Source organism: Flavobacterium sp. KH_035 (genome assembly GCF_057839565.1).
Map to the genome: position 1 here is coordinate 4,353,414 of NZ_CM174492.1, position 21,868 is coordinate 4,375,281.

At 38.5% G+C, this 21,868-nt stretch carries 10 protein-coding genes; 7 read left to right on the forward strand and 3 right to left on the reverse strand.

Annotated elements, in window-relative coordinates; all coding sequences use genetic code 11:
- Nucleotides 1-62: 62 nt before the first annotated feature.
- From AC3IS6_RS17815 to AC3IS6_RS17840, 6 genes are all read left to right on the forward strand, one after another.
- Nucleotides 63-6,350, forward strand: coding sequence for a T9SS type A sorting domain-containing protein (locus AC3IS6_RS17815; RefSeq protein WP_489161334.1), 6,288 nt, complete (start codon nt 63-65; stop codon nt 6,348-6,350).
- A gap of 53 nt (nt 6,351-6,403) precedes the next feature.
- The gene (locus AC3IS6_RS17820; RefSeq protein WP_263361016.1) at nt 6,404-7,255 is read left to right on the forward strand and encodes a PorT family protein; all 852 of its coding nucleotides are present in this window, start codon (nt 6,404-6,406) and stop codon (nt 7,253-7,255) included.
- 506 nt (nt 7,256-7,761) lie between these two features.
- Complete coding sequence (locus AC3IS6_RS17825) at nt 7,762-8,679, forward strand: bestrophin family protein (protein WP_489161335.1); 918 nt, start codon at nt 7,762-7,764, stop codon at nt 8,677-8,679.
- Between the two features lie 30 nt (nt 8,680-8,709).
- Nucleotides 8,710-9,393, forward strand: coding sequence for a response regulator transcription factor (locus AC3IS6_RS17830; RefSeq protein WP_489161337.1), 684 nt, complete (start codon nt 8,710-8,712; stop codon nt 9,391-9,393).
- Nucleotides 9,394-9,593: 200 nt separating this feature from the next.
- Nucleotides 9,594-10,961 (forward strand): ATP-binding protein, encoded by a 1,368-nt coding sequence (locus tag AC3IS6_RS17835; protein ID WP_489161339.1) that lies wholly within the window; start codon nt 9,594-9,596, stop codon nt 10,959-10,961.
- A gap of 293 nt (nt 10,962-11,254) precedes the next feature.
- Nucleotides 11,255-14,470, forward strand: a complete 3,216-nt coding sequence (locus AC3IS6_RS17840) for a TonB-dependent receptor (RefSeq protein ID WP_489161340.1) — start codon at nt 11,255-11,257, stop codon at nt 14,468-14,470.
- Nucleotides 14,471-14,544: 74 nt separating this feature from the next.
- Here AC3IS6_RS17840 and AC3IS6_RS17845 read toward each other — a convergent pair whose 3' ends face one another.
- The 3 genes from AC3IS6_RS17845 to AC3IS6_RS17855 form a co-directional block, all read right to left on the reverse strand.
- Nucleotides 14,545-15,675 (reverse strand): efflux RND transporter periplasmic adaptor subunit, encoded by a 1,131-nt coding sequence (locus AC3IS6_RS17845; RefSeq protein ID WP_489161342.1) that lies wholly within the window; start codon nt 15,673-15,675, stop codon nt 14,545-14,547.
- A gap of 4 nt (nt 15,676-15,679) precedes the next feature.
- On the reverse strand, nt 15,680-20,059 hold the full coding sequence (locus tag AC3IS6_RS17850; RefSeq protein WP_489161344.1) for a CusA/CzcA family heavy metal efflux RND transporter: 4,380 nt from the start codon (nt 20,057-20,059) through the stop codon (nt 15,680-15,682).
- 83 nt (nt 20,060-20,142) lie between these two features.
- Entirely contained in the window at nt 20,143-20,520 is a 378-nt protein-coding gene (locus AC3IS6_RS17855) for a hypothetical protein (RefSeq protein WP_263361022.1), read from the reverse strand.
- A gap of 695 nt (nt 20,521-21,215) precedes the next feature.
- Here AC3IS6_RS17855 and AC3IS6_RS17860 point away from each other — a divergent pair.
- Nucleotides 21,216-21,848, forward strand: a complete 633-nt coding sequence (locus AC3IS6_RS17860) for a nitroreductase family protein (protein WP_489161346.1) — start codon at nt 21,216-21,218, stop codon at nt 21,846-21,848.
- Nucleotides 21,849-21,868 lie beyond the last annotated feature (20 nt).

Consider the following 21,868-nt stretch of genomic DNA (forward strand, 5'->3'; position numbering starts at 1 on the left):
TGAAGTTAAAACTAAAAAACAAATGCAAGAATACAAAATGATAAATCTAATATCAGCAAATTATGAAAAAATTCTACTTATTACTACTTCTACTGTTTTTTACGATGCAGCAACTCGCTTCGCAAACAGTAGAAACCTTTGAAGGGGCAACAAATGATCTACCCAATTTTACCAGTAATGGTAAGACCTTTAATTTGACCAGTAATTATGTTAGCTTTAAAGTTTACACATTGACAGGTCTCGGTTACAATAACTCAAATAAATTTTTACAGGTTCAGGACTCCCCAGGACCTGAAGCTATGGGGCAAATTGCTACTATTAGTGCCGCAACTGGTAACATTAAAGTAAATAATTTATGGCTATTTGTAACCGGTAATGCTGCTTATACTCCTGGTGGTACCAGCAATACACTGCCTGGATCGATTACTTTTAGAGGAAAACTTGGCGGGGTTACAGTATTTACCCTTGTTAAAAATACTACTGGTGCCAATACACCTAACGTCTCTCCTAATAATGGCTTTATACCCATTAACTTTGCTACTGACGGAGCTTCCGATTACACTAACATCAACATTGACCAGCTTGAAATCCAGCTGAGCAGTAATTATGATTATATAGCTGTTGACAATTTTACTTGGGTTGATGGCGTAAGCTTACCAACAGTAACTACAACAACCGCTACAAATGTTGGTTCCACTAAAGCAATTATTGGAGGTAATGTAACCGCAAATGGCGGAGATGTCAACGTAGAAAGAGGAATCGTTTGGGCCATAACAGCAAACCCAACTATCGCAAACAATAAATTTCAAATAGGAACTGGAACTGGAATTTTTAGTAATACCGTAACAGGGCTTACTCCCGGTTCGACTATTTACTACAGAGCTTATGCAAAGAATAGTGCCGGAACATCTTATGGTGCCGAATCAACATTTGTTACATCAGCAGCTTTAGCCACTTCTTCAACCTCATTTACCAATATAAGTTGTAATGCCGGCGTAAATGGTACTGCTACAGTGGTTGCAACAGGAGGTGTTCCTCCTTATACGTATTCATGGTCACCAGCTGGTGGTACCGGAGCAACGGCTTCAGGACTTTCAGCCGGATCTTACACAGCTACTATTACAGATGCTGAATTAATACAAATTACCAGACCTTTTACATTAATAGCTCCTCCTGCACTAAATGGATCTCCTTCGGTTACAAATGTATCTTGTTTTGGATCGTCAAATGGTACAGCTACCATTACTCCGTCAGGAGGAACTCCAGGCTATACTTACAACTGGTCTAACGGAGCTACAACTGCTTCTGCAACCGGACTTGCCGCAGGAACTTATAGTGTTACCATTACAGATGCTAACGGCTGTCCAAAAACGATAACCGGTATTGTTGTTGGGCAACCAGCAACAGCTTTAAACGGGACGACTTCTACCACTTCAGCTTCATGTTTTGGAGGATCTAATGGTACCGCTACTGTTACTCCAACGGGCGGAGTACCTGGTTATACCTATAGCTGGTCTAATGGAACCACCGCTGCTACTGCAACAGGACTTAGCGCAGGAACTTACAGCGTTACCATTACAGATGCTAACGGCTGTCCAAAAACGATAACCGGTATTGCCGTAGGGCAACCAGCAGCTGCTCTTGATGGCACACCTTCTACCACATCAGTTTCTTGTTTTGGAGGTGCTAACGGTAGTGCTACTATTGTTGCATCAGGAGGAACTCCGGGTTATACTTATTCATGGTCACCATCTGGCGGTACCGGAGCAACTGCTTCAGGACTTCAGGCAGGAACTTACAGCGTTACCATTACAGATGCTAACGGCTGTCCAAAAACGATAACCGGTATTGTTGTCGCACAACCAGCAGCTTCTCTAAATGGGTCTATAAGTACAACTTCAGTTTCTTGCTTTGGAACTGCTACCGGTTCTGCAACTGTAAGTGCTTTTGGAGGAACTCCGGGTTATACTTACAACTGGTCCAACGGAGCCACCACCGCTACTGCATCTGGACTTACGGCAGGAATTTATAGTGTTACCATTACTGATGCTACTACTATATGTTCCAGAACAATCAATAATATCATAATAGGAACGGCTACACCTATCCTTGCACATCCAACTCAGGTTAATGTAAGCTGTAATGGTGGCGCTAATGGTTCAGCATCAGTTGCGCCTACTGGCGGAGCGGGTTCTTATACTTACCTTTGGTCTAATAGTGCTACAACCGCATCAATAAACGGTCTTTCACAAGGAACATACAGTGTAGTTATAAAAGACGCTAATAACTGTACGGCTACACAAAACTTTATCATTACTCAACCTACAATCCTAATAGCTTCTCAGGGTACATTCACTAGTCCTACTTGTAATAATGCAACTAACGGTAGTGCAACTGTAGTCGCTTCAGGCGGAACCCCTGGATATACCTATTCATGGACACCTACAGGTGGTACTGCAGCTACAGCTACAGGTTTAGCGGCCGGCACTTATACAGCAACAGTTACAGATGCAAATGGTTGTAGTACTACACAATCTTTCATTCTTACCAACCCTCCTGCATTTTCAGTAACAACTTCGCAAACTGATATTTTATGTAATGGAGATGCAACAGGAAGCGCAGGCGTAGTTGTAAGTGGCGGAACTGCACCTTACACCTATTCATGGTCACCATCTGGCGGTACTGCAGCTACAGCTACAGGATTAATTGCCGGTACTTATACGGTAACCATCACAGATGCTAATATCTGTTCAACAACCAGAACTTTCATTCTAACGCAGCCTCTAACCCCTTTAGTGGCTTCACAAGGTTCAATTACTCATGTGAATTGTCATGGAGATGCAACTGGAGCTGCTACTGTAAGTGCAACCGGAGGAACAGGAGCTTACACCTATTCATGGTCACCATCCGGTGGTACTGCTGCTACAGCTACAGATTTAACAGCCGGCACTTATAACGTAACTGTTACAGACGCCAATAACTGTTCTACTATACAAAGCTTTACGATCAATCAACCAGCAGCAATTCTTAGTGCTTCAACTGCGACCATAGATGTAAGTTGTTTTGGAAGCACAAATGGTAGCGCAACGGTGACTCCAAGCGGAGGAACACCTGGATACTCTTATGTATGGGCACCATCAGGAGGTACTGCAGCTACAGCTACAGGATTGTCATCCGGTACTTATACTTGTACCATCACAGATAGTAAAGGGTGTAGCTTAATCAAAACAATTGTAATAGGTACGCCAACTGCATTAGTAGCTACAATATCAAAAACAGATCTATTATGTAACGGTGACAGCAATGGTTCGGCTACAGTAAATGTAACCGGAGGTACACCTGGATATACTTATGTATGGACTCCAACAGGAGGAAATGCTGCAACAGCTTCAGGATTATCAGCAGGAACTTATACGGTTACAGTGACGGATGCAAATGGTTGTTCAACTACTGCAAGTACTACTTTAAATCCACCAGCGGCTTTAACAGCAACAACATCACAAACAGATGTTTTATGTAATGGAACAGCAACCGGAACAGCTAGTGTAACCGTTTTAGGAGGAACTGGAGCTTATACTTATGCCTGGTCTCCAACAGGAGGTACTGCAGCTACAGCTACAGGATTAGCAACCGGAAACTACAGCTGTTTAATTACAGATGCTAACGGTTGTTCTATCACCAAAACATTCTTTATTAATCAGCCGGCAGTACTAGCTGCAACTACATCTAAAATAGATGCCACTTGTTCGACTACAGGTCAGGCTACCGTAAATCCAACCGGCGGAGTACTTCCTTTTACTTACCAATGGTCATCAGGAGCTACAACAGCCACTGCTACAGGCTTAACAGCCGGAAACTATACCTGTACCATCACAGATGGAAACGGATGTACCAATACGCAAAGCGTAACCATTAATACAACCAACACTTTAGTAGCTGTTGTTAATAAAACTGATGTTTTATGTAATGGCGGTAACACAGGTTCTGCAACGGTAATACCATCAGGTGCTCCTGGTCCATTTACTTATGTATGGGCTCCTTCAGGAGGTTCTAATGCTACAGCCAACAATCTTACTGCAGGTAACTATACTGTGACGATTACCTCTGCAAACGGTTGTTCTATTGTTAAAAATATTACTATTGGCGAACCTACTCCTTTGGTAGTTGTACCAACACAAACAAATGTAGCTTGTAATGGAGGTACTACTGGAGCTGCTTCTGTAACAGTAACTGGAGGAACAACACCTTATGCTTATTCATGGTCTCCATCTGGCGGTACTGCAGCTACAGCTACAGGATTAACTGCAGGTACTTATGTTGTAACTATTACAGATGGTAATGGCTGTAACGTGACACAAAATTTCAATATTACGCAACCAACGGCAGTTGGTGGAACTATAGTTGCAACAAATGTTACTTGTAATGGGGCAAATAATGGCTCTGCTACTGTAACTGCAACTGGAGGAACAGGTGCTTATACTTATGTATGGTCTCCTACTGGAGGTACTGCGGCTACAGCTACAGGATTGGCTCCTGGTAACTACACTGTTTTAATCACCGATGCAAATTCTTGTACAACAACTGTAAGTACTATTATAACCCAACCTACTGTAGTAGTAGCAAGCATATCATCTCAAACGAATATCTCTTGCAACGGACTAAGTGATGGTGCTATAAATGTAACTGTAACCGGCGGTACGCTTCCTTACACCTATTTATGGTCTAATGGTAGTACAACCAAAAATATTAGCGGATTAGCAGCAGGAACTTATACGTTAACTGTTACTGATGCCAACAGTTGTACCGCTACACAAACTGTGACTTTAATTACAACTCCGGATGTAACAGCGCCAGTACCAAATCTGGCAACTCTTCCTGTAATTACAAATTCTTGTGCTGTTTTATCGGCTCAAATTCCAGTTCCAACTGCAACTGATAATTGCAGCGGTAGTATCACGGCAACAACAACAAGTCCGTTAAACTACAATGCACCTGGAACTTATACAATTACATGGAAATATACTGATGCAAGTGGAAACTCTAGTACACAAACACAAAATGTGCAAGTACTGAATTCAGCACTTCAACAAGTAACCTTTAGTAACGCAACATTTACCTATGACAAAAATCCACATGCAGTGCAAGTTGCTAATTTGCCGTCAGGAGCGACTGTCAGTTATTCCATCGCACCTTCAGGTTCAGGAAACTCAGCAACAAATGCGGGGACTTATACAGTTACTGCCGTAGTATCTCCTTCAGCAAGTACACCAAATTGTTTACCAATTACGCTTACTGCACAACTTACGATTCAAAAAGCAGCACAGCAAATTACTTTTCCAATATTGGGAATAAAAACTCTTGGAGGATCAAATACTTTCAATCTGGGAGCTACTGCCAGTTCTGGTTTACCGGTAAACTATGCCTTTACCTATAAAACTGCGTTACCTCCTGCTACTGTCGCTCCATTAACTGGTGTCGTAAATATGTTAAGACCTGGAGAAGTAACAATTGTAGCTGCTCAGGCTGGTGACAACAATTATCTACCTGCTCCGGATGTTACACAGCTATTGGTAATCAAAAACAACGACATCACCGTTACTCAAATTACCATTGGAACTAAAGTATATCCTAATCCGGCTAAGACTCTTAACTACCTAATGGGATGTGACGAAAACAACGTAAATGTAGCACTGACCAATACAACGAATGCAACCTTTACTCCATCGGCTAATTTTACCATTAATACTCCTAAACCGGGAATTTATACGCAAAATGTAACAGTTACTTCTGAAGATGGAAGTACAAGTGCTACATATGCTATAACTGTTGAAAAACCATTTGGATTCTATGATATCGTACACCAAAAATTCAATAATGTACTTATCGTAAACAACAATCCTCAAACCAATGGAGGTTACGAGTTTGTTTCGTACCAATGGTTTAAAAATGGACAATTAATTGGTACAAACCAATACTTTTCAGCAGGAGACGATCTGGCGAATAAATTAGATCTAACTGCCGACTACAGTGTAAAAATGACTACTAAAGATGGTAAGGTATTGCAAACATGCCCTGCTAAAATTAAGACACAGAAATCACTTGAGGTCAAATTGTATCCAAATCCCGTTGAAACAGGAAAAATGCTTACTGTAGATGCTGATTTACCAGAAGGTGATTTAGAAAACATGCAAATAAGTCTTTACTCTGTTACTGGTAAACTACTTACAACAATGAAATCATCTACTGCTCAAACACAGGTACAATTACCTCCAAGTACTGAAAGTAATATGGTTCTTGTAGTTATTGAGTCAGGCAATATCAAAAAGTCATTCAAAGTAATTGTAAAATAAACAAAATCATGCCAGTACCACTTCAAAATGGTACTGGCTAATACAACTTTAAGATGAAAAAATATATCAGTACCTCTATAAAATCTATAGCTACAGTTACGGCGTTTTTAGCGATATGCCTCCAGGGCTATAGTCAGGACAAAAAACAGGAAATATCGATCTCCGTCGCAGGACCCGGTTCTTTTCTAAAGTACAGTGGCGGTGGTACTATCGTACCCGGAAACGGAATTAGTGCAGGAATCAGATACTCCTATTATTTAAACGAAGGCTTAAGCATTGGAATTGGAGCCGAGTACCAATCCTATAATTCTGATGCAAAGTACGCTTCTTTTAGTGGACAATATGTTACTAAAGATGCCGAAAATGAAACCTTTCAGTTTAGATACAAAGCCACTAACTTCAGAGAAGAACAAAGCCTAAGTTACATAAATGTTCCAATCGCAATTCAATTTGAAACTCCGGGAACTACTCAATTGTACGTTGCTGCAGGTGCTAAAGTAGGATTTGCGATTAAAGGATGTTATCAAAGTACCTTTCAAAACCTTACTACAAGCGGTTACTATCCGCAATACAATGTAGAATTATTTAACCCTGCGTTTGCCGGTTTTGCAAGTACTAATGATTTAAAAACCAGCGAACAGGATTTAGATACTAAAGTGTCGTACTCTGCTACTTTTGAAACAGGTGTAAAACAAAAGATTGGAAACAGAACTTCATTCTATCTCGGTGCTTATATCGATTATGGTCTAAATAACATCTACAATAAAAATGGAGACAAAAGTCTGGTACAGTACAATCCGGAACTTCCTGTGCAGCTGCAATACAACAGCGTATTGGATTCTCCATCCGTCAACAATGTCAGACTAGTTTCTTATGGACTTAAACTAAGATTTGCTTTACGTTAATTATCAAATAAAAATATTAAACAACTACTTTTCCCGCTCGGGAAAAATTAAAAAAGTCGGTTTCTTGGGGGAAATCGGCTTTTTTTGGATTAAAACCTGTTCGATCGATAAAGGTAAAATATCTATTTGCTTTTACCCTTTCAGGGTAATAGTCAACCTTAATTTACAGCATAGTACGTTGCGCTATACTGTTACTTAAGCTCTTTCAGAGCTGGTTTGGAAAAGTAATATCTTTTAGATCAGACTGTATCGTAAAAAATATTGCAGCCTCGAATAATATTCTCAATACTTTATTTAAATCTCAAAGATGGGCTGAAAGCCCAAAGGCAACAGCATAGTGCAACGCACTATGAAATAAATAAACAATCTATCAAAGCCCTGTAAGGGCGAAAGAGTAAACTCCAATCTATACGCCTGATCTCGTTTAATCCTTATATATTTCTATCATTTTTTGTTTGAGGCCGCACTTTTAATTACTTTTATGGTATTAAATCTAATCAGCGTCAATGATTATAAAGAAAAAGAATACCTGGTTTAAAATGCTCTTTGAATGGCGAGGTTCCGTTTTGCCACAGCTTCTCCCTAGACTTTTATTATTACTGTTTTTTTCCTTTGTCGTCGTTTATTTTAAACCCTGGCTCATTCAGTATAATCTGCACATCAATCCTGCTATTTTTACATTATTTGGAATTGCGCTGGCTATTTTCCTCGGTTTCAGAAACAGTGTGAGTTACGATCGTTTTTGGGAAGGGCGAAAACTTTGGGGTGCATTACTCAATGATACCCGCTCTCTTGCCCGACAAAGCATCACACTTATCCCTGATCAGGAGTACGAAGCCAAACGCGAAAACTTTACGAACCTACTTATTGCATTTGTATACAGCCTCAAACACCAACTTAGAGAAACCAATTCTGCAACCGATATGAATCGCTTGCTTCCCAAAGAACTCGCAGAGCAATTGCAAGAAGTTCGGTACAAACCAATAATCATTTTAAAAGAACTGGGACTTTGGGTTAAAAACGCAAAAACAGAAAACAAAATAGACAGTGTCACACAGCTGGCTTTTGAAGAAAATCTAAATAAACTGTCAGATATTGTTGGCGGTTGTGAGCGAATTGCCGGTACTCCTATCCCCTATACCTATAGCGTATTATTGCACCGAACGGTTTACATTTATTGTTTCTTATTATCCTTTGGTTTTGTCGAAACTATGGGTTGGATTACGCCGTTTATCATTGTCTTTATAGCTTATACTTTTGTAGCACTCGAAGCAATTGCCGACGAACTCGAAAACCCTTTCGGATTACAGCCTAACGATCTGGCACTGGATGCTATGTCTGAAATGATCGAAAACACCTTATTAGAATTAAACGATAAAAAAATAAATCCGGTAACGCATCATAAGAATTACTTTATTACTTAAGAGGTATTACACCTCAATTACATTTCGAATATGAACAGAGTGTTATTAGTTGAAGACGATCCCAGAGTTGCCTCTTTTATTACAAGAGGACTAGAAGAACATTTGTATGAAGTTAAAACCATTACCAAAGGTTTTGAAGCCATTAGGGAAGTCATGGAAAATGAGTACAATATCATTATTCTTGATATCATGCTTCCGGACATTACCGGCTTTGAAGTTTGCGAAGTTTTACGAAGCAGAAAAATTATAGTACCTATACTAATTTTAAGTGCACTCGATACACCACAGGAAAAAGTAAAAGGTCTTCAATCCGGAGCCGATGATTACCTCGCCAAACCCTTTTTGTTTGAAGAACTTCTAGCCCGAATTAATGCACAGCTTCGTCGTGCCGAATTCAGTACCGGAATTCTCGATTTTCAGTCCTATGCCGGAATCGAAATTAATATGAAAGAACAAAGTGCAACAAGAGACGGAAAAGAGCTCAACCTTTCGTCAAGAGAACTTAAACTCTTAATTTTCTTTATGAAAAACCGAGAAACCGCATTATCAAGAGTCGCAATTGCACAAGCCGTCTGGAATATTGATTTTGACAGTACCTCCAATACTGTTGACGTGTATATTAATTATCTGCGAAATAAAATCGACAAGAACTTCCCTACTCCACTTATTCATACGATAAAAGGAACCGGGTATATGTTGAAGCAGAAGAGCTAAAAATATGAAAAGTGAGATGTGAAATGTAAGATGTGAAATGTAAAATATAAGATGATAAGACTGTCTAACTCAGATTAATCTGCAAGGCCAGATGTTTATTCTATAATCAATTCTTTTCACTTTTCACTTTTCACTTTTCACTTTTCACATCTTACATTTCACATTTCACATCTCACATATATAAACAGACCTAAAGCGTTATGAATCTTAAAAATAAGTTAGCTGTAAATTCTACATTGCTTTTTGCTTTTATCGTCGGATTACTCATGACCGGATCCTTCCTGCTTTTCAGAAGTCATATGAAAGATCTTTATTATGACAATCTTGAAGATCATGCCTTGACTGCTGCTTTATTTTATTTTAAGAAGGATGAAATAAAAGAATTTACAAACGAACGATACCATCAGATTGAAGTTCAGTACCACCGAATCAACAACGAATCGATACGTGTTTACGATGCCAAAACAAAAAAGCTTTATTTAAAGGATTCTATTGACATTCAGCTAACAGATCACGATCTGAATAGTATTGTAAAAAATAAAATAGAATCGTTTACCATAAAGAACAGGCAGTTTGTAGGTTTATTTTACAAAGACAATCAGGGCGATTTTATAATTGTAGTCTCCGGTATCAATCACACCGGTAATCGACAGCTTGAAATTCTGGGCCTAATGTTTATTCTTTTTTATCTGGCAGGTATTCCCTTAAACTATCTTTTAGGAACATTCTTAGCCAAACAAACGTTCCGTCCTTTTGCAGATGTCATAGCAAAAGTGAATACTATCACTACCGAAAACCTGCATTCGAGATTAGAAGTGCAGCAAGCTCATGGGAAAGACGAAATTAAAGAACTGGTTACCACTTTCAATTACCTTTTAGAAAGACTCGAAACCGGAATTATGACACAAAAAAATTTCCTGAAAAATGCGTCACACGAACTTAAAACTCCCTTAACTATAATTATAGGAGATATTGATGTGTCCCTGCAACAACCCAGAACCAATGAGCAGTATGAAGAGATCTTAAAATCACTAAGAAAAGACACCCTGCACTTAAAGTCAACTTTAGAAGGGCTTCTTGTATTATCGGGACTTGAACTGTCTGAGCCGCAGCAAATGGAAACAGTAAGGATCGACGAAATACTATGGAATGTTCTCGAAAAGAAAGCAATCGAATATCCCGAATCAAAAGTTTCGGTAGATCTGAGTGCGCTGGCAGAACACGAAAATTTACTTTCGATTTATGCCAATAAACACATGCTTTTTATAGCGCTTTACAATATTCTGGACAATGCTATTAAATTCTCGTCTCCTGAACCGGTAACTATTTTTGCGCTCTCAGAGGAAAATAAACTTTTGATACAAGTTACAGACCGGGGCCCGGGAATTAAAGAACAGGATAAGGAAGCTATTTTTGATCTTTTTTTCAGAAGCGATCATACCCGTCACATACAAGGGCAAGGGTTAGGCCTCTTTATTACCATGCAAATACTCAAACTGCACCATATTACAGTTAGGGTCGATTCTACAATCGGAAAAGGCACATCAATTACTTTAGTATTTCCCTAAATTATTTCGTTTTTTCACCACTATATCAGGATTTAATACGACCAATTTTTGCAGTTGGTAACCTTTGCTTAACACTCTAATCTTTCTCTAATCTACTTTAAATACAGCTCTAATCTTTTTATTTTTAACCACTTACACAAACCATTGATTTTAAAGGCTTAGAATGTTTTAAAACCATAACCCCTTGATAATTTTAAGTTAACACTATATATTTTTATCATTTTAAGTTAACAAAAGCATTAAATCCGATCAAAACAAACGGAGTTTCTTTGTCAAATAAAAACTAAAAATCAATGACAAAACTAAAACTCTTTTTTTCGGCTGTAATGCTCCTTGCCATGGGAAACATTTTTGCTCAAATTACAACCTCTTCATTATCTGCAAAAGTTAATGATGGCACAAGCCTGCTTACTGGCGCGGAGGTTATTTTAACACATTTACCTACCAATGCAGTGTATAAAGCTACAACTGACAAACAAGGTAGATTTAGTTTCGAAAATTTAAATGCCGGCGGACCTTACGAATTAGAAATTAAAAGTGCCTCTACTAAAGATTATTCTAACGCACAAATTCACTTAGCACTTGGCGATAACGACCTGCCGATAATAATAGTTGGCAAAGCCGACAGTAATGTATTAGAAGAAGTTGTCATTACAAGCTCTAAACCTTCTTCTAAAAATAACGGAACCAATATTAATGAAAAACAGGTAAATGGTCTTCCGTTAATCAACAGAGGAATACAAGATGTTACAAAACTGGTACCTCAAAGCTCCAATAACTCTTTTGCCGGTACCAATTTCAGATACAACAACGTCACCATCGACGGTTCAATAAACAATGATGCCATTGGTTTTAGTCCGTCTTTAGGAGGACAATCAGGGACTTCAGGGATGCCGGGAAGCAGTACACGTTCAAATTCTATAAGCCTTGATGCAATACAGGATATTCAGGTTTATATTGCTCCTTACGATATTAAACTAGGAAACTTTTTAGGCGGAAGCGTAAATGCCGTTACCCGCAGCGGTACCAATAATGTGAGTGGATCGATTTACAGTTATGGCAGAAATGCAGCTATTACAGGCCGCAACAATGCCGGTGACGGTTCTAAAATGCCAAATTCGTTTGGTGATTATCAAATTGGATTCCGATTGAGTTTACCAATCGTTAAAGATAAATTGTTCTTCTTTACCAATATGGAATATGCAGAAAGAACAGATCCTTTATTTTACAATGCGGGACAAACAGATTCTAACGGAAAATTAACTTCACTGGTAGACAACACTACTGCACAACAAATCTCGGACTTCGTTAAAACAAACTACGGATTTGACACCGGAACTTTCGGTGGGTACAACAACTTTGCAAAGAGTCAAAAATTCTTCAACAAATTAGACTGGAAAATTAATGAAAAACACTCTTTATCATTAAGAAACAATACTGTAATCTCTCAAGCTTCCAACTTAGAGCGTGATGCAGCAAACTTCAGGTTCTCCAGCATGGATTTTACGCAAAAAAACCAATCCATCAGTACCGTTTTAGAACTTAAAAGCCATTTTAACAGCCAGTGGTCCAACTCGTTCATTGCCAGCTATTCGGCTATTAAAGATTATCGCGATCCAAAATCAGGCAATATCATGTTTCCCCAAACTGAAATTGGTTATAACGGAGGAACGATCTTTTTAGGAAACGATCGTGAGGCAACAGTATTCAATATGAAACAAAACACGGCCGAAATCACGGATAATCTTACTTACAAAACTGGAAACCACACCTTGTTGTTTGGTACACACAATGAGTTTTACGATATCAATTACGGATTTGTAAACGCCCTTAACGGAAGAGTATCTTACAAATCTCTGACAGATTTCTACAGCAAACTTCCTACCCGTGTTCGCGGTACCTACCCTTTCGACGGTTCAACAAGAGATCAGATCTTCAACAATCCTTATGCGCAATTTAAAGTAAACCTATACAGTGTTTATGTACAGGATGAAATCAGAATTGGCAACAAACTTAAAGTTACTCCTGGTGTGAGAATAGACTACACAGACCTACCTAACAAACCTAAATTAAGCCCGCAGGTACAAAACTCTCCAGCTGATGCCAATTATGGTAACACTTATAACTATACCCCATTAAGTCAGATTAAAAACAACTTTTTCAGTACAGCATTAGTTTCTCCAAGAATTGGATTTACATACAATGTCGACGAGGACAAAACACTTGTTATTAGAGGTGGATCTGGAGTATTTACAGGAAGAATTCCATTTGCATGGCTAGGATATGCTTACTACAATGATGGTGTAGGTTACGGAAGTTATGACAAAAACAATCTTACTCCGGCACAGGTTGCAGCAGCAGGTGATCCTTTGGCAAACAATGGATTGAACGGTTATCATGATGCAACGCCAAAAGTGCAGGCCGATCTGGTTGATAACAAATTCAAAATGCCAGCAGTTTTAAGAAACTCCCTTGCGATTGATAAAATCATCAACGGCTATAAATTTACGACTGAAGGTATTTACACCAAAGTAATTCGTGATCTTGAATTTCAACAAGTAAATAAGACTGATAATCCAACTTATTTTTCTTATGATACCAACCACCAGATGCCAATTTATGCAGCCAATATAAATCCGGCTTTCTCTAACGCCTATTTATTATCGAATACTAGCAAAGGATACCGATACAGCATTACTGAGATGATCTCAAAAACGTATGATTTTGGTCTTAACTTTATGGTGGCTTATACCTACGGAAATTCTAAAGATATTACCAATGGAATTCGTAACTCAATGGAGAGTAACTTCCAGATGAACCAGTCGTTAACACCAAACAATCCGCAATTAGCAACTTCAAACTTTAACATCAAGCACCGAATTGTTTCCAATGTTGGGTATGCGGTAAAAGTAGCCGATAACAATATCTTCTCGGCAAATGTGTATTTCAATGCTCAGTCCGGAAATCCGTTTTCATGGGGATTTGTAAACTCTACTATTGCAGGAACAGGTCAGGCGGCAGGATTGGCTTATATTTTTAAAGATGCCACAGAAGCAGCGAAATACATTGGTGTAAATGCAGCAGGCGTTCCATCGGCTACAGCAGCACAGCAGGTAGCAGATTACGAAGCTTTCATTAACGGAAATGATTATTTGAAAAGCAGAAGAGGAAACTTTACAGAAAGAAATGGTGCTACAACACCATGGAACATCCAGGCCGATTTAAAATTAATGGATGAAATTAAAATTACCAAAGTAGGTACCTTACAGCTTTCGTTCAGCGTAGCAAATATTGGAAACCTGATCAATAAAGATTGGGGAAGAAGTTATTTTGTTCCAAACACTTACAATTCAACAGCAAATCTTGGGTTAACAAAATCAGGAAATTTAGGCGGAGTAGCTACAGGCGATCCAACCTATACGTTCCAAAAACCTTCGACATCACCTTATACTGTAGATCAGTTAGCCTCAAGATTCCAAGGACAATTTGGAGTGAGGTATACGTTCTAAAGATTGTGTTTTATTTTTTTATGATCCCCCAGTTCCAATCCCTATGGAGCTGGGGGATTCTTTTTAACTTAAAATTACTGATCTCCTCCGTTTCTGAAAGCCATCAAAAGCGTGTAAGCATTTTTGATTATAATAGCCGAAGAAGTATTGATAACCGAAGATTTAATCTGACGATATCCTTCACTGGCAGTACCCAATTCAATTGGAACCATTTTAAAATTATGCCCGCCAGTTTTCAAAAAAACAAAAAACTTACCCTGCCATCTTACTACCGCATCTTCCGGAACTGTAAGTGTTTTTTCGCTATCAAACTCTGCCTCAGCATTAATAAAAAGTCCCGGAATTAATGACTTTTCATATTGATTCACTTTACAAATCACCTCTGCTGCACGATCGTCATTCAGACTTTGATTGATGTAAGCAATTTTCGCCTTGTACTTTTTAGACGGATTAGCATTGGTATAAGCCGTAACAGTCTGTCCAACCGAAAGCAGGTTTACGTCTTTTTCAAAAGCATTCATGACCAGCACAATGTCGCTCATTTCGATTAGCTCAAAAAGCATATCTGTTGGCGAAATGTATTTCCCTACATTCACATTAATCTTCGCAACCAAACCGTTTATAGGCGAATGAATTGCAACCGTTTTGCTTATCGTTGAAGCGGTAAGTGCTTTAACATTAATGCCCAGCAATCCCAGTTTTTGTGCCAGCGATGCCATGTAAATACGTTGTGTTTGCATCTCTGTCGATGTTTGCTCAAACAACTTATCACTGCTGGCCTTTTTCGCATTAAGCTCTTTTTGACGATTAAACTCACTTTGAGCCAACTGAAACTTTTCTTTTGCGGTAAGATAATCCTGTTGGAGTTGTATGTACTGCATATCCTCTACTACCGCCAGCAATTGCCCTTTTCTTACGTGCATTCCCGCCATTAAATCAGTCTTTTTGATATAACCTCCCAAAGGAATACTTACCGTCACCACACTTTTTGGCGGTACCGTAACCGTTCCCTGAAGCTGTAATATTCCTTTCACTGTTCGTTCTTCCGGAGAACCAACCACCAGTCCTGCATTTTTAACCTGTGCCTCGCTAAACTGAATACTGTTTTCGGCTGTTATTTCTTTTTTAGTTTGTTGTTCTTTCTTATCGCCCTGGCAGGAAACCAGACCTAGAAAAACTAAAATGATGCTGCTATATATTTTCATTATCTTATAAATTATTAAGGGTTTGCCAATTAATCACGGCCTTATTGTAATCGTTAATCCTGTCGAAATATTCATTTTTTATGGTTATTGCCTGATTGACCACCAACACCCATTGCAGGTAATCAATATCACCATTTTCCAATTGACTATTCGCCGCATCGATGATTACTGTTGCATTCTTTAGTCCCTCATTTTCATAATAATAAAGGCTTTCTTTATACTTTTCGATCTCACTCTCTGCATTGCTAATCTCCGTCTGCATTTCAATCTTTGTCGTTTCTGCCCGCATCTTATACGTTTCGTACTCTACTTTGGCAGCCTTGTTACGAGCTGACTGACTGCTAAAAAATAACGGGACAGACAACCCAAGATTGACATAACTAAATCTCTGACTGTTATCATAATAAATTTCCTGACCTGAAGCACTCGTTTGTGTACCAATAATGCTCAAATTATTATACCCTATTGTAACATCCGGCATTAATCTCGCCTGTTCGGTTTTCCATTTCCACTTTGCCGCTTCAGCTTCATAAAGCGAAAGTTGTACCTGAGGAAGTGCTGCAGTATTTTTATTTTCATTTAAGGAAACAGCAAAATCATTCTTGATCGTTTCAGAAAAAGGCACATGAACCTTATTATCCTGAAGAACTGTATTGAACATTTTAAGCGTAATAGCAATATCCTTATTGACCATTGTAAGCTGATTGGTATAAAATTGTCGTGCCGATTGAGAAGCGCTTTTTTCCAGTACATTGGTCTCCCCTGTCTTATAACGCAACTCCGATTTCTGCTCCATTAACCTGTAAATCGAATCGGCATAAACTAATAAATCCTTTTTACTGCTTAACCAGATATAGTAATAAAACAAGTTCCTCACATTCGACTTAATCTGCTGCACCGTTAGCTGCGATTCTGCTTTTGCTGCATTGTAATTTTCCTTCAAAGCTTTTTTCTGATTGGTATACAATGTTGGAAATGCAAAAGTCTGGCTGATGCCAAAACGCGTATCGTTTACGGCACTGTTAAACTGACCATAATCGGCACTCATAGCTGTTTTAGGAAGATCAAAAGCCGTTTTTTCCAACTGTTCTTTTGATCTTTCATTCAGTTGTGAAGATTTAATTCTTCTGTTATGCTGAAGCGCTATTGATAGCGATTCTTCAAGAGATATTGGCGCTTCCTGTGCCTGTACCGAAAAGGTAAGAAACAAAGCCAGCACTAGTAAAGTCAGCTTATTCATCTTGTGTTTTTTAATTTTTTTCGAAAAAACTTTGGTATGATACGTCATTAAATAAATAGCAGGAAGTACAAAGAGCGTAAGCAAAGTAGCTGTAATCAATCCGCCGATCACAACAGTTGCAAGCGGGCGCTGTACCTCTGCTCCTGCACCATTGCTTAAAGCCATTGGTAAAAAACCTAAAGAGGCTACCGCGGCGGTCATCAATACAGGACGTAATCTGTTTTTGGTTCCGTTAATAATAATTTGAAGCGGATCGGTAATTTCGCCCTGTTTCTGGATTCGGTTGAACTCGGAGATTAAAACAATTCCGTTCAAAACGGCTACCCCAAAGAGTGCAATAAAACCAACTCCGGCCGAAATACTAAACGGCATATCGCGCAAAGCCAGCCCAAACACACCGCCGATTGCCGATAACGGAATAGCTGTAAAAATGATAATTCCTTCTTTAAACGATCTGAACGCAAAATACAGCAATGCCAAAATCATAAACAAAGCGGCCGGAACCGCAACTCCCAGACGGGATTTTGCCTGTTGCAGGTTTTCAAAAGTACCTCCATAGGTAATATAATAACCAGGCTCAAATTTGATCTGACTGTTTACTTTTTTCTGCAATTCTTCGACAATAGATTCGACGTCTCTCCCTCTCACATTAAAACCAACAATAATCCTTCTTTTCGCATCCTCACGCTGAATCTGATTCGGACCTTCCACTTCTTTTACAGAAGCGACCTGATACAACGGAATCTGCATTCCGGAACGGGTTGCAATCAATAAATTGCGAACATCTTCAATGTCTTTTCGTCCACTGGCTTCCACGCGCACCACCATATCAAACTTTTTTTCTCCTTCATAAATGCTTCCTGCTACAGCGCCTGCAAAAGCGGCATTTACAGTTTGATTGATATCCGAAACATAAATTCCGTACTTCGCCATTTCTGCCCAATCATAATCAATAACGATTTGTGGCATTCCGGTAACTTTCTCTACATAAAGATCTGTAGCACCTTCTACGGTGGTACTAATAGCGCCCAACTGTTCGGCATATTTTGCCAGTTTATCGAGATCTTCACCATAAATTTTACAAACCAGATCCTGCTTTGCGCCCGTCATCAATTCGTTAAAACGCATTTGAACCGGAAACTGAAATCCGGTCGTAACTCCGGGTGCAACCTCTTTAACCGTTTGCGTCATTTTATCGGCCAGTTCAGGAAACGAAGAAGCACTTGTCCATTCTGACTTGTCTTTCAATACAATAATCATATCTCCTCCTTCTATAGGCATCGGATCTGTTGGAATCTCCGCACTACCAATTCTGGAAACTACTTTTTCTACCTCGGGATACCTATTTTTCAAGGCTGTCGAAATTTTCTGAATAGTAGCTGTCGTGGTCGACAAGTTTGTCCCCAGTAATAAACGGGTTTCTACCGCAAAATCACCTTCTTCAAGCTGTGGAATAAATTCCCCTCCCATTCGGCTAAAAATGAATAAGGCAATACCAAACAGCACAAATGCCGAAATCACAATTCCTCTTCGGACTTGTAATGCTCTCGACAATCCAATTTCATAGTAAAATTCAAGTTTTGCCATTATCCGATCCGACAAATTGGGCTTGTGGCTGACTTTCTTGCTAATAAACAAAGCACTCACCATCGGAACATAAGTAAGCGATAATATAAAAGCACCCAAAATAGCAAAGGCTACGGTTTGTGCCATTGGTTTGAACATTTTACCTTCAATACCTTCTAAAGACAATATCGGCAAATAAACAATCAGAATAATAATCTGTCCGAATACTGCTGCATTCATCATACGTCCTGCCGAACCAGTTACTTCTTTATCCATCTCCTCTTGTGAAATAGAATCGATTTCTTTGTATTTTTTAGCAGAATGAATATGATGTAAAATGGCTTCCACAATAATTACCGCACCATCGACAATCAAACCAAAATCAAGCGCCCCCAGACTCATTAAATTGCCGCTCACGCCAAAGGTGTTCATCATGATAATAGCAAAAAGCATCGCTAACGGAATTACCGAAGCCACAATAAAACCTGCTCTTAAATTCCCTAGAAAAAGTACCAGAACAAGGACTACAATCAAGGCGCCTTCGATAAGATTCTTCTGAACAGTCCCAATGGCATTATCTACCATTTTTGTACGATCTAAAAAAGGTTCTATTTTCAAACCTTTGGGTAAGATCTTCTCAATTTCGGCAACTCGTTTTTTGACATTTACGATAACATTATTGGCATTCTCTCCTTTAAGCATCATTACAATTCCACCAACCGATTCGCCAATATCAGCTGTCGTTAAGGCTCCGTAGCGTATGGCCGAAGACATTTTTACTTCTGCAATATCTTTGATTAAAATAGGAGTTCCGGCCTGTGTATTTTTGACAATAATATTCTGAATGTCTTTGATGTTTCGGGTTAGTCCGACACTTCGGATGTACAGTACCGTTGGGCCTTTTTCAATATACGCGCCACCAGTATTTTCGTTATTACTGTTCAATGCTGTAAAAACCTCTTTTATAGTCAGGTTTTGTGCTTTTAAGCGTGACGGATTAACGGCAATTTCATACTGCTTTAATTTCCCTCCAAAAGTAGCGACATCTGCAATTCCAGGGGTTCCCAAAAGCTGTCTTCTAATGGTCCAATCCTGAATAGTACGCAAATCTTCCAGAGAATACTTTGTTTCATATCCGGGTTGCGGTTTCAAAACATACTGGTAAATTTCCCCCAAACCTGTTGTTGCCGGCGCCATTTCAGGAATACTAGCATTCTCTGCGATTTCTACTTTCTGCAATCGTTCTGTAACTTGCTGGCGGGCCCAATACACATCTGTATCGTCTGCAAAAACAATCGTAACCAGCGAAAGTCCAAAACGCGAAATACTACGGCTCTCTTTAAGCTGCGGGATGTTGCTAATTGCCTGTTCTATTGGAAATGTAATTAAACGCTCTACATCTTCTGCCCCCAAAGACGGGGCCGTTGTAATAATTTGTACCTGATTGTTGGTGATGTCAGGAACGGCATCAATAGGTAAACGGGTTACTTCAAACACGCCATAGATAATCCATAGCAACGTGAAGATCCCAATTACCAGTTTATTTTTAACTGAGAATTGTATGATCTTATTAAGCATAATTTAATTTATTTGAATATAGTAATGCCAGGGCTAAAACATCAAAAATGTCTTAACCACAATAAAAATTCTATAAAATCAAATTAGGCTATAGGAGGGCGAAATACCGAAAACAAGGAAGGATTTGAATACAAATCTGAGGTATAAGGAATTGTACCCGATTGTGAAAATCCAACAGTAAAAGGAATATAAAATATGGGTTTGTCCTGCGGAACAAACACCAACTGTACGTAAGGTCCGGATATGTTCTTAAACGGAAGCTGCATATCACGATCAGAATCATTGTCTTTTAAATCTTCTCCCCAATAATGCATTTCTAAAAAATCAAAAAAACTGATATCATGCCTTTGCTGATGTTCCTTAAAATGCTCGAGCAATATCGGCAATTTATAAAACTGCTGAAAGAACCCAATATTGGATACAATTAAAAAGATGAACAGGTATATAATGAGTTTTCGCACTTCACAAATTTAAACGATGTCGCAAAATAATTTTACACTTACAACAAGAAGCTATTAACTTTTATGACTTTACTTATTTATAGCAACAAAAATCACAATTATCACATTCAAAACTAAAAATTAAAGCATTTTATCAAGTTTAAAAGTTAATTTAGAACAACTATTCTCAATTCAAAATTAAATTGATACATCCTAAGCCTTTTTTACTCAAAAAAAAACTTCAAAATTCCAAAATTCCAAACCCTTTTCTATTTCAAAATGGACGAGAATAATTCCATTAAAATTTTGCTAAAAACTTCCTAAAACCAGGCTAAATGCTCCTTCCCTGCTGGTCTGCTCTCCTTTTTTAACTTCTTGTAAGAATCTAAAACAAAACAAGTATTCTTGCCTCTCTTTTTATCTGTGTAAATTACACGTAACTTCTTTTTTACAATTTAATAATAGCTGTAAAAAGACTTTAAACCTCAAAACACAAATCACTTACAATCAGTACATTAATCTATAACAATCAAAGAGATTCAAAGACAAGTGTACGGTCATTCGTATAAATTTTTAAAAAAACATTTTTTTCTATCAGATTAATTTATACTTTTGTTTCACACTATTCTTATTCATTCTAAATAAAAATTACTTACAAATTTATTTTTATTTGGCCAAAATAAAAAAGAATTTTCTTAGAAAAATTTCCAAAATAAATGAAAATTAAGAACAACCTCAGTAAAATCAAGCTATCAGACTCTTCTTATAAATTAAACAAAATTTCGAAGAACATCCGTAACAGGAGAAGCGTCTATGCCAATCAGTTTATCAAGGGAGAATTACCGGATCAATTGCTTGAAGAAATTTTGACGAATGCCACCTGGGCTCCTACCCATAAAATGACAGAACCCTGGAGGTTTATCGTTTTTAGGGGCAAATATTTGAAAAAGTACGGCGAATATATGGCTCACTATTACAGAGATTTCTATAATGAATTATCTCCCGAAGATCAAAAAGACAAGCTTTCGTATCTCGAAAATTATCCGCTCAATGCAGCCTGTATGATTGGAGTAGTCATGGTGAAAAACACCAAAATTGCCTTACCTGAATGGGAAGAAATTGCAGCAGTCTCTTCTGCTGTGCAAAATATAGCGCTTAGCTGCAGTGCGCATAAAATTGGCAGTTACTGGAGTACCAAAGGAGTAGCCATCGATTATGTTGCAAAATTTGGCCTCTCTGAAAATGAAAAATCATTAGGACTTCTTTATCTCGGTTATTATCCCGAAGCCTTAAAACCTTCAAAGAAAAAGAGAACCCCACTATCTAAAAAAGTCGTCTACCTCGACTGAAAAATAACTTAAACCCCTTA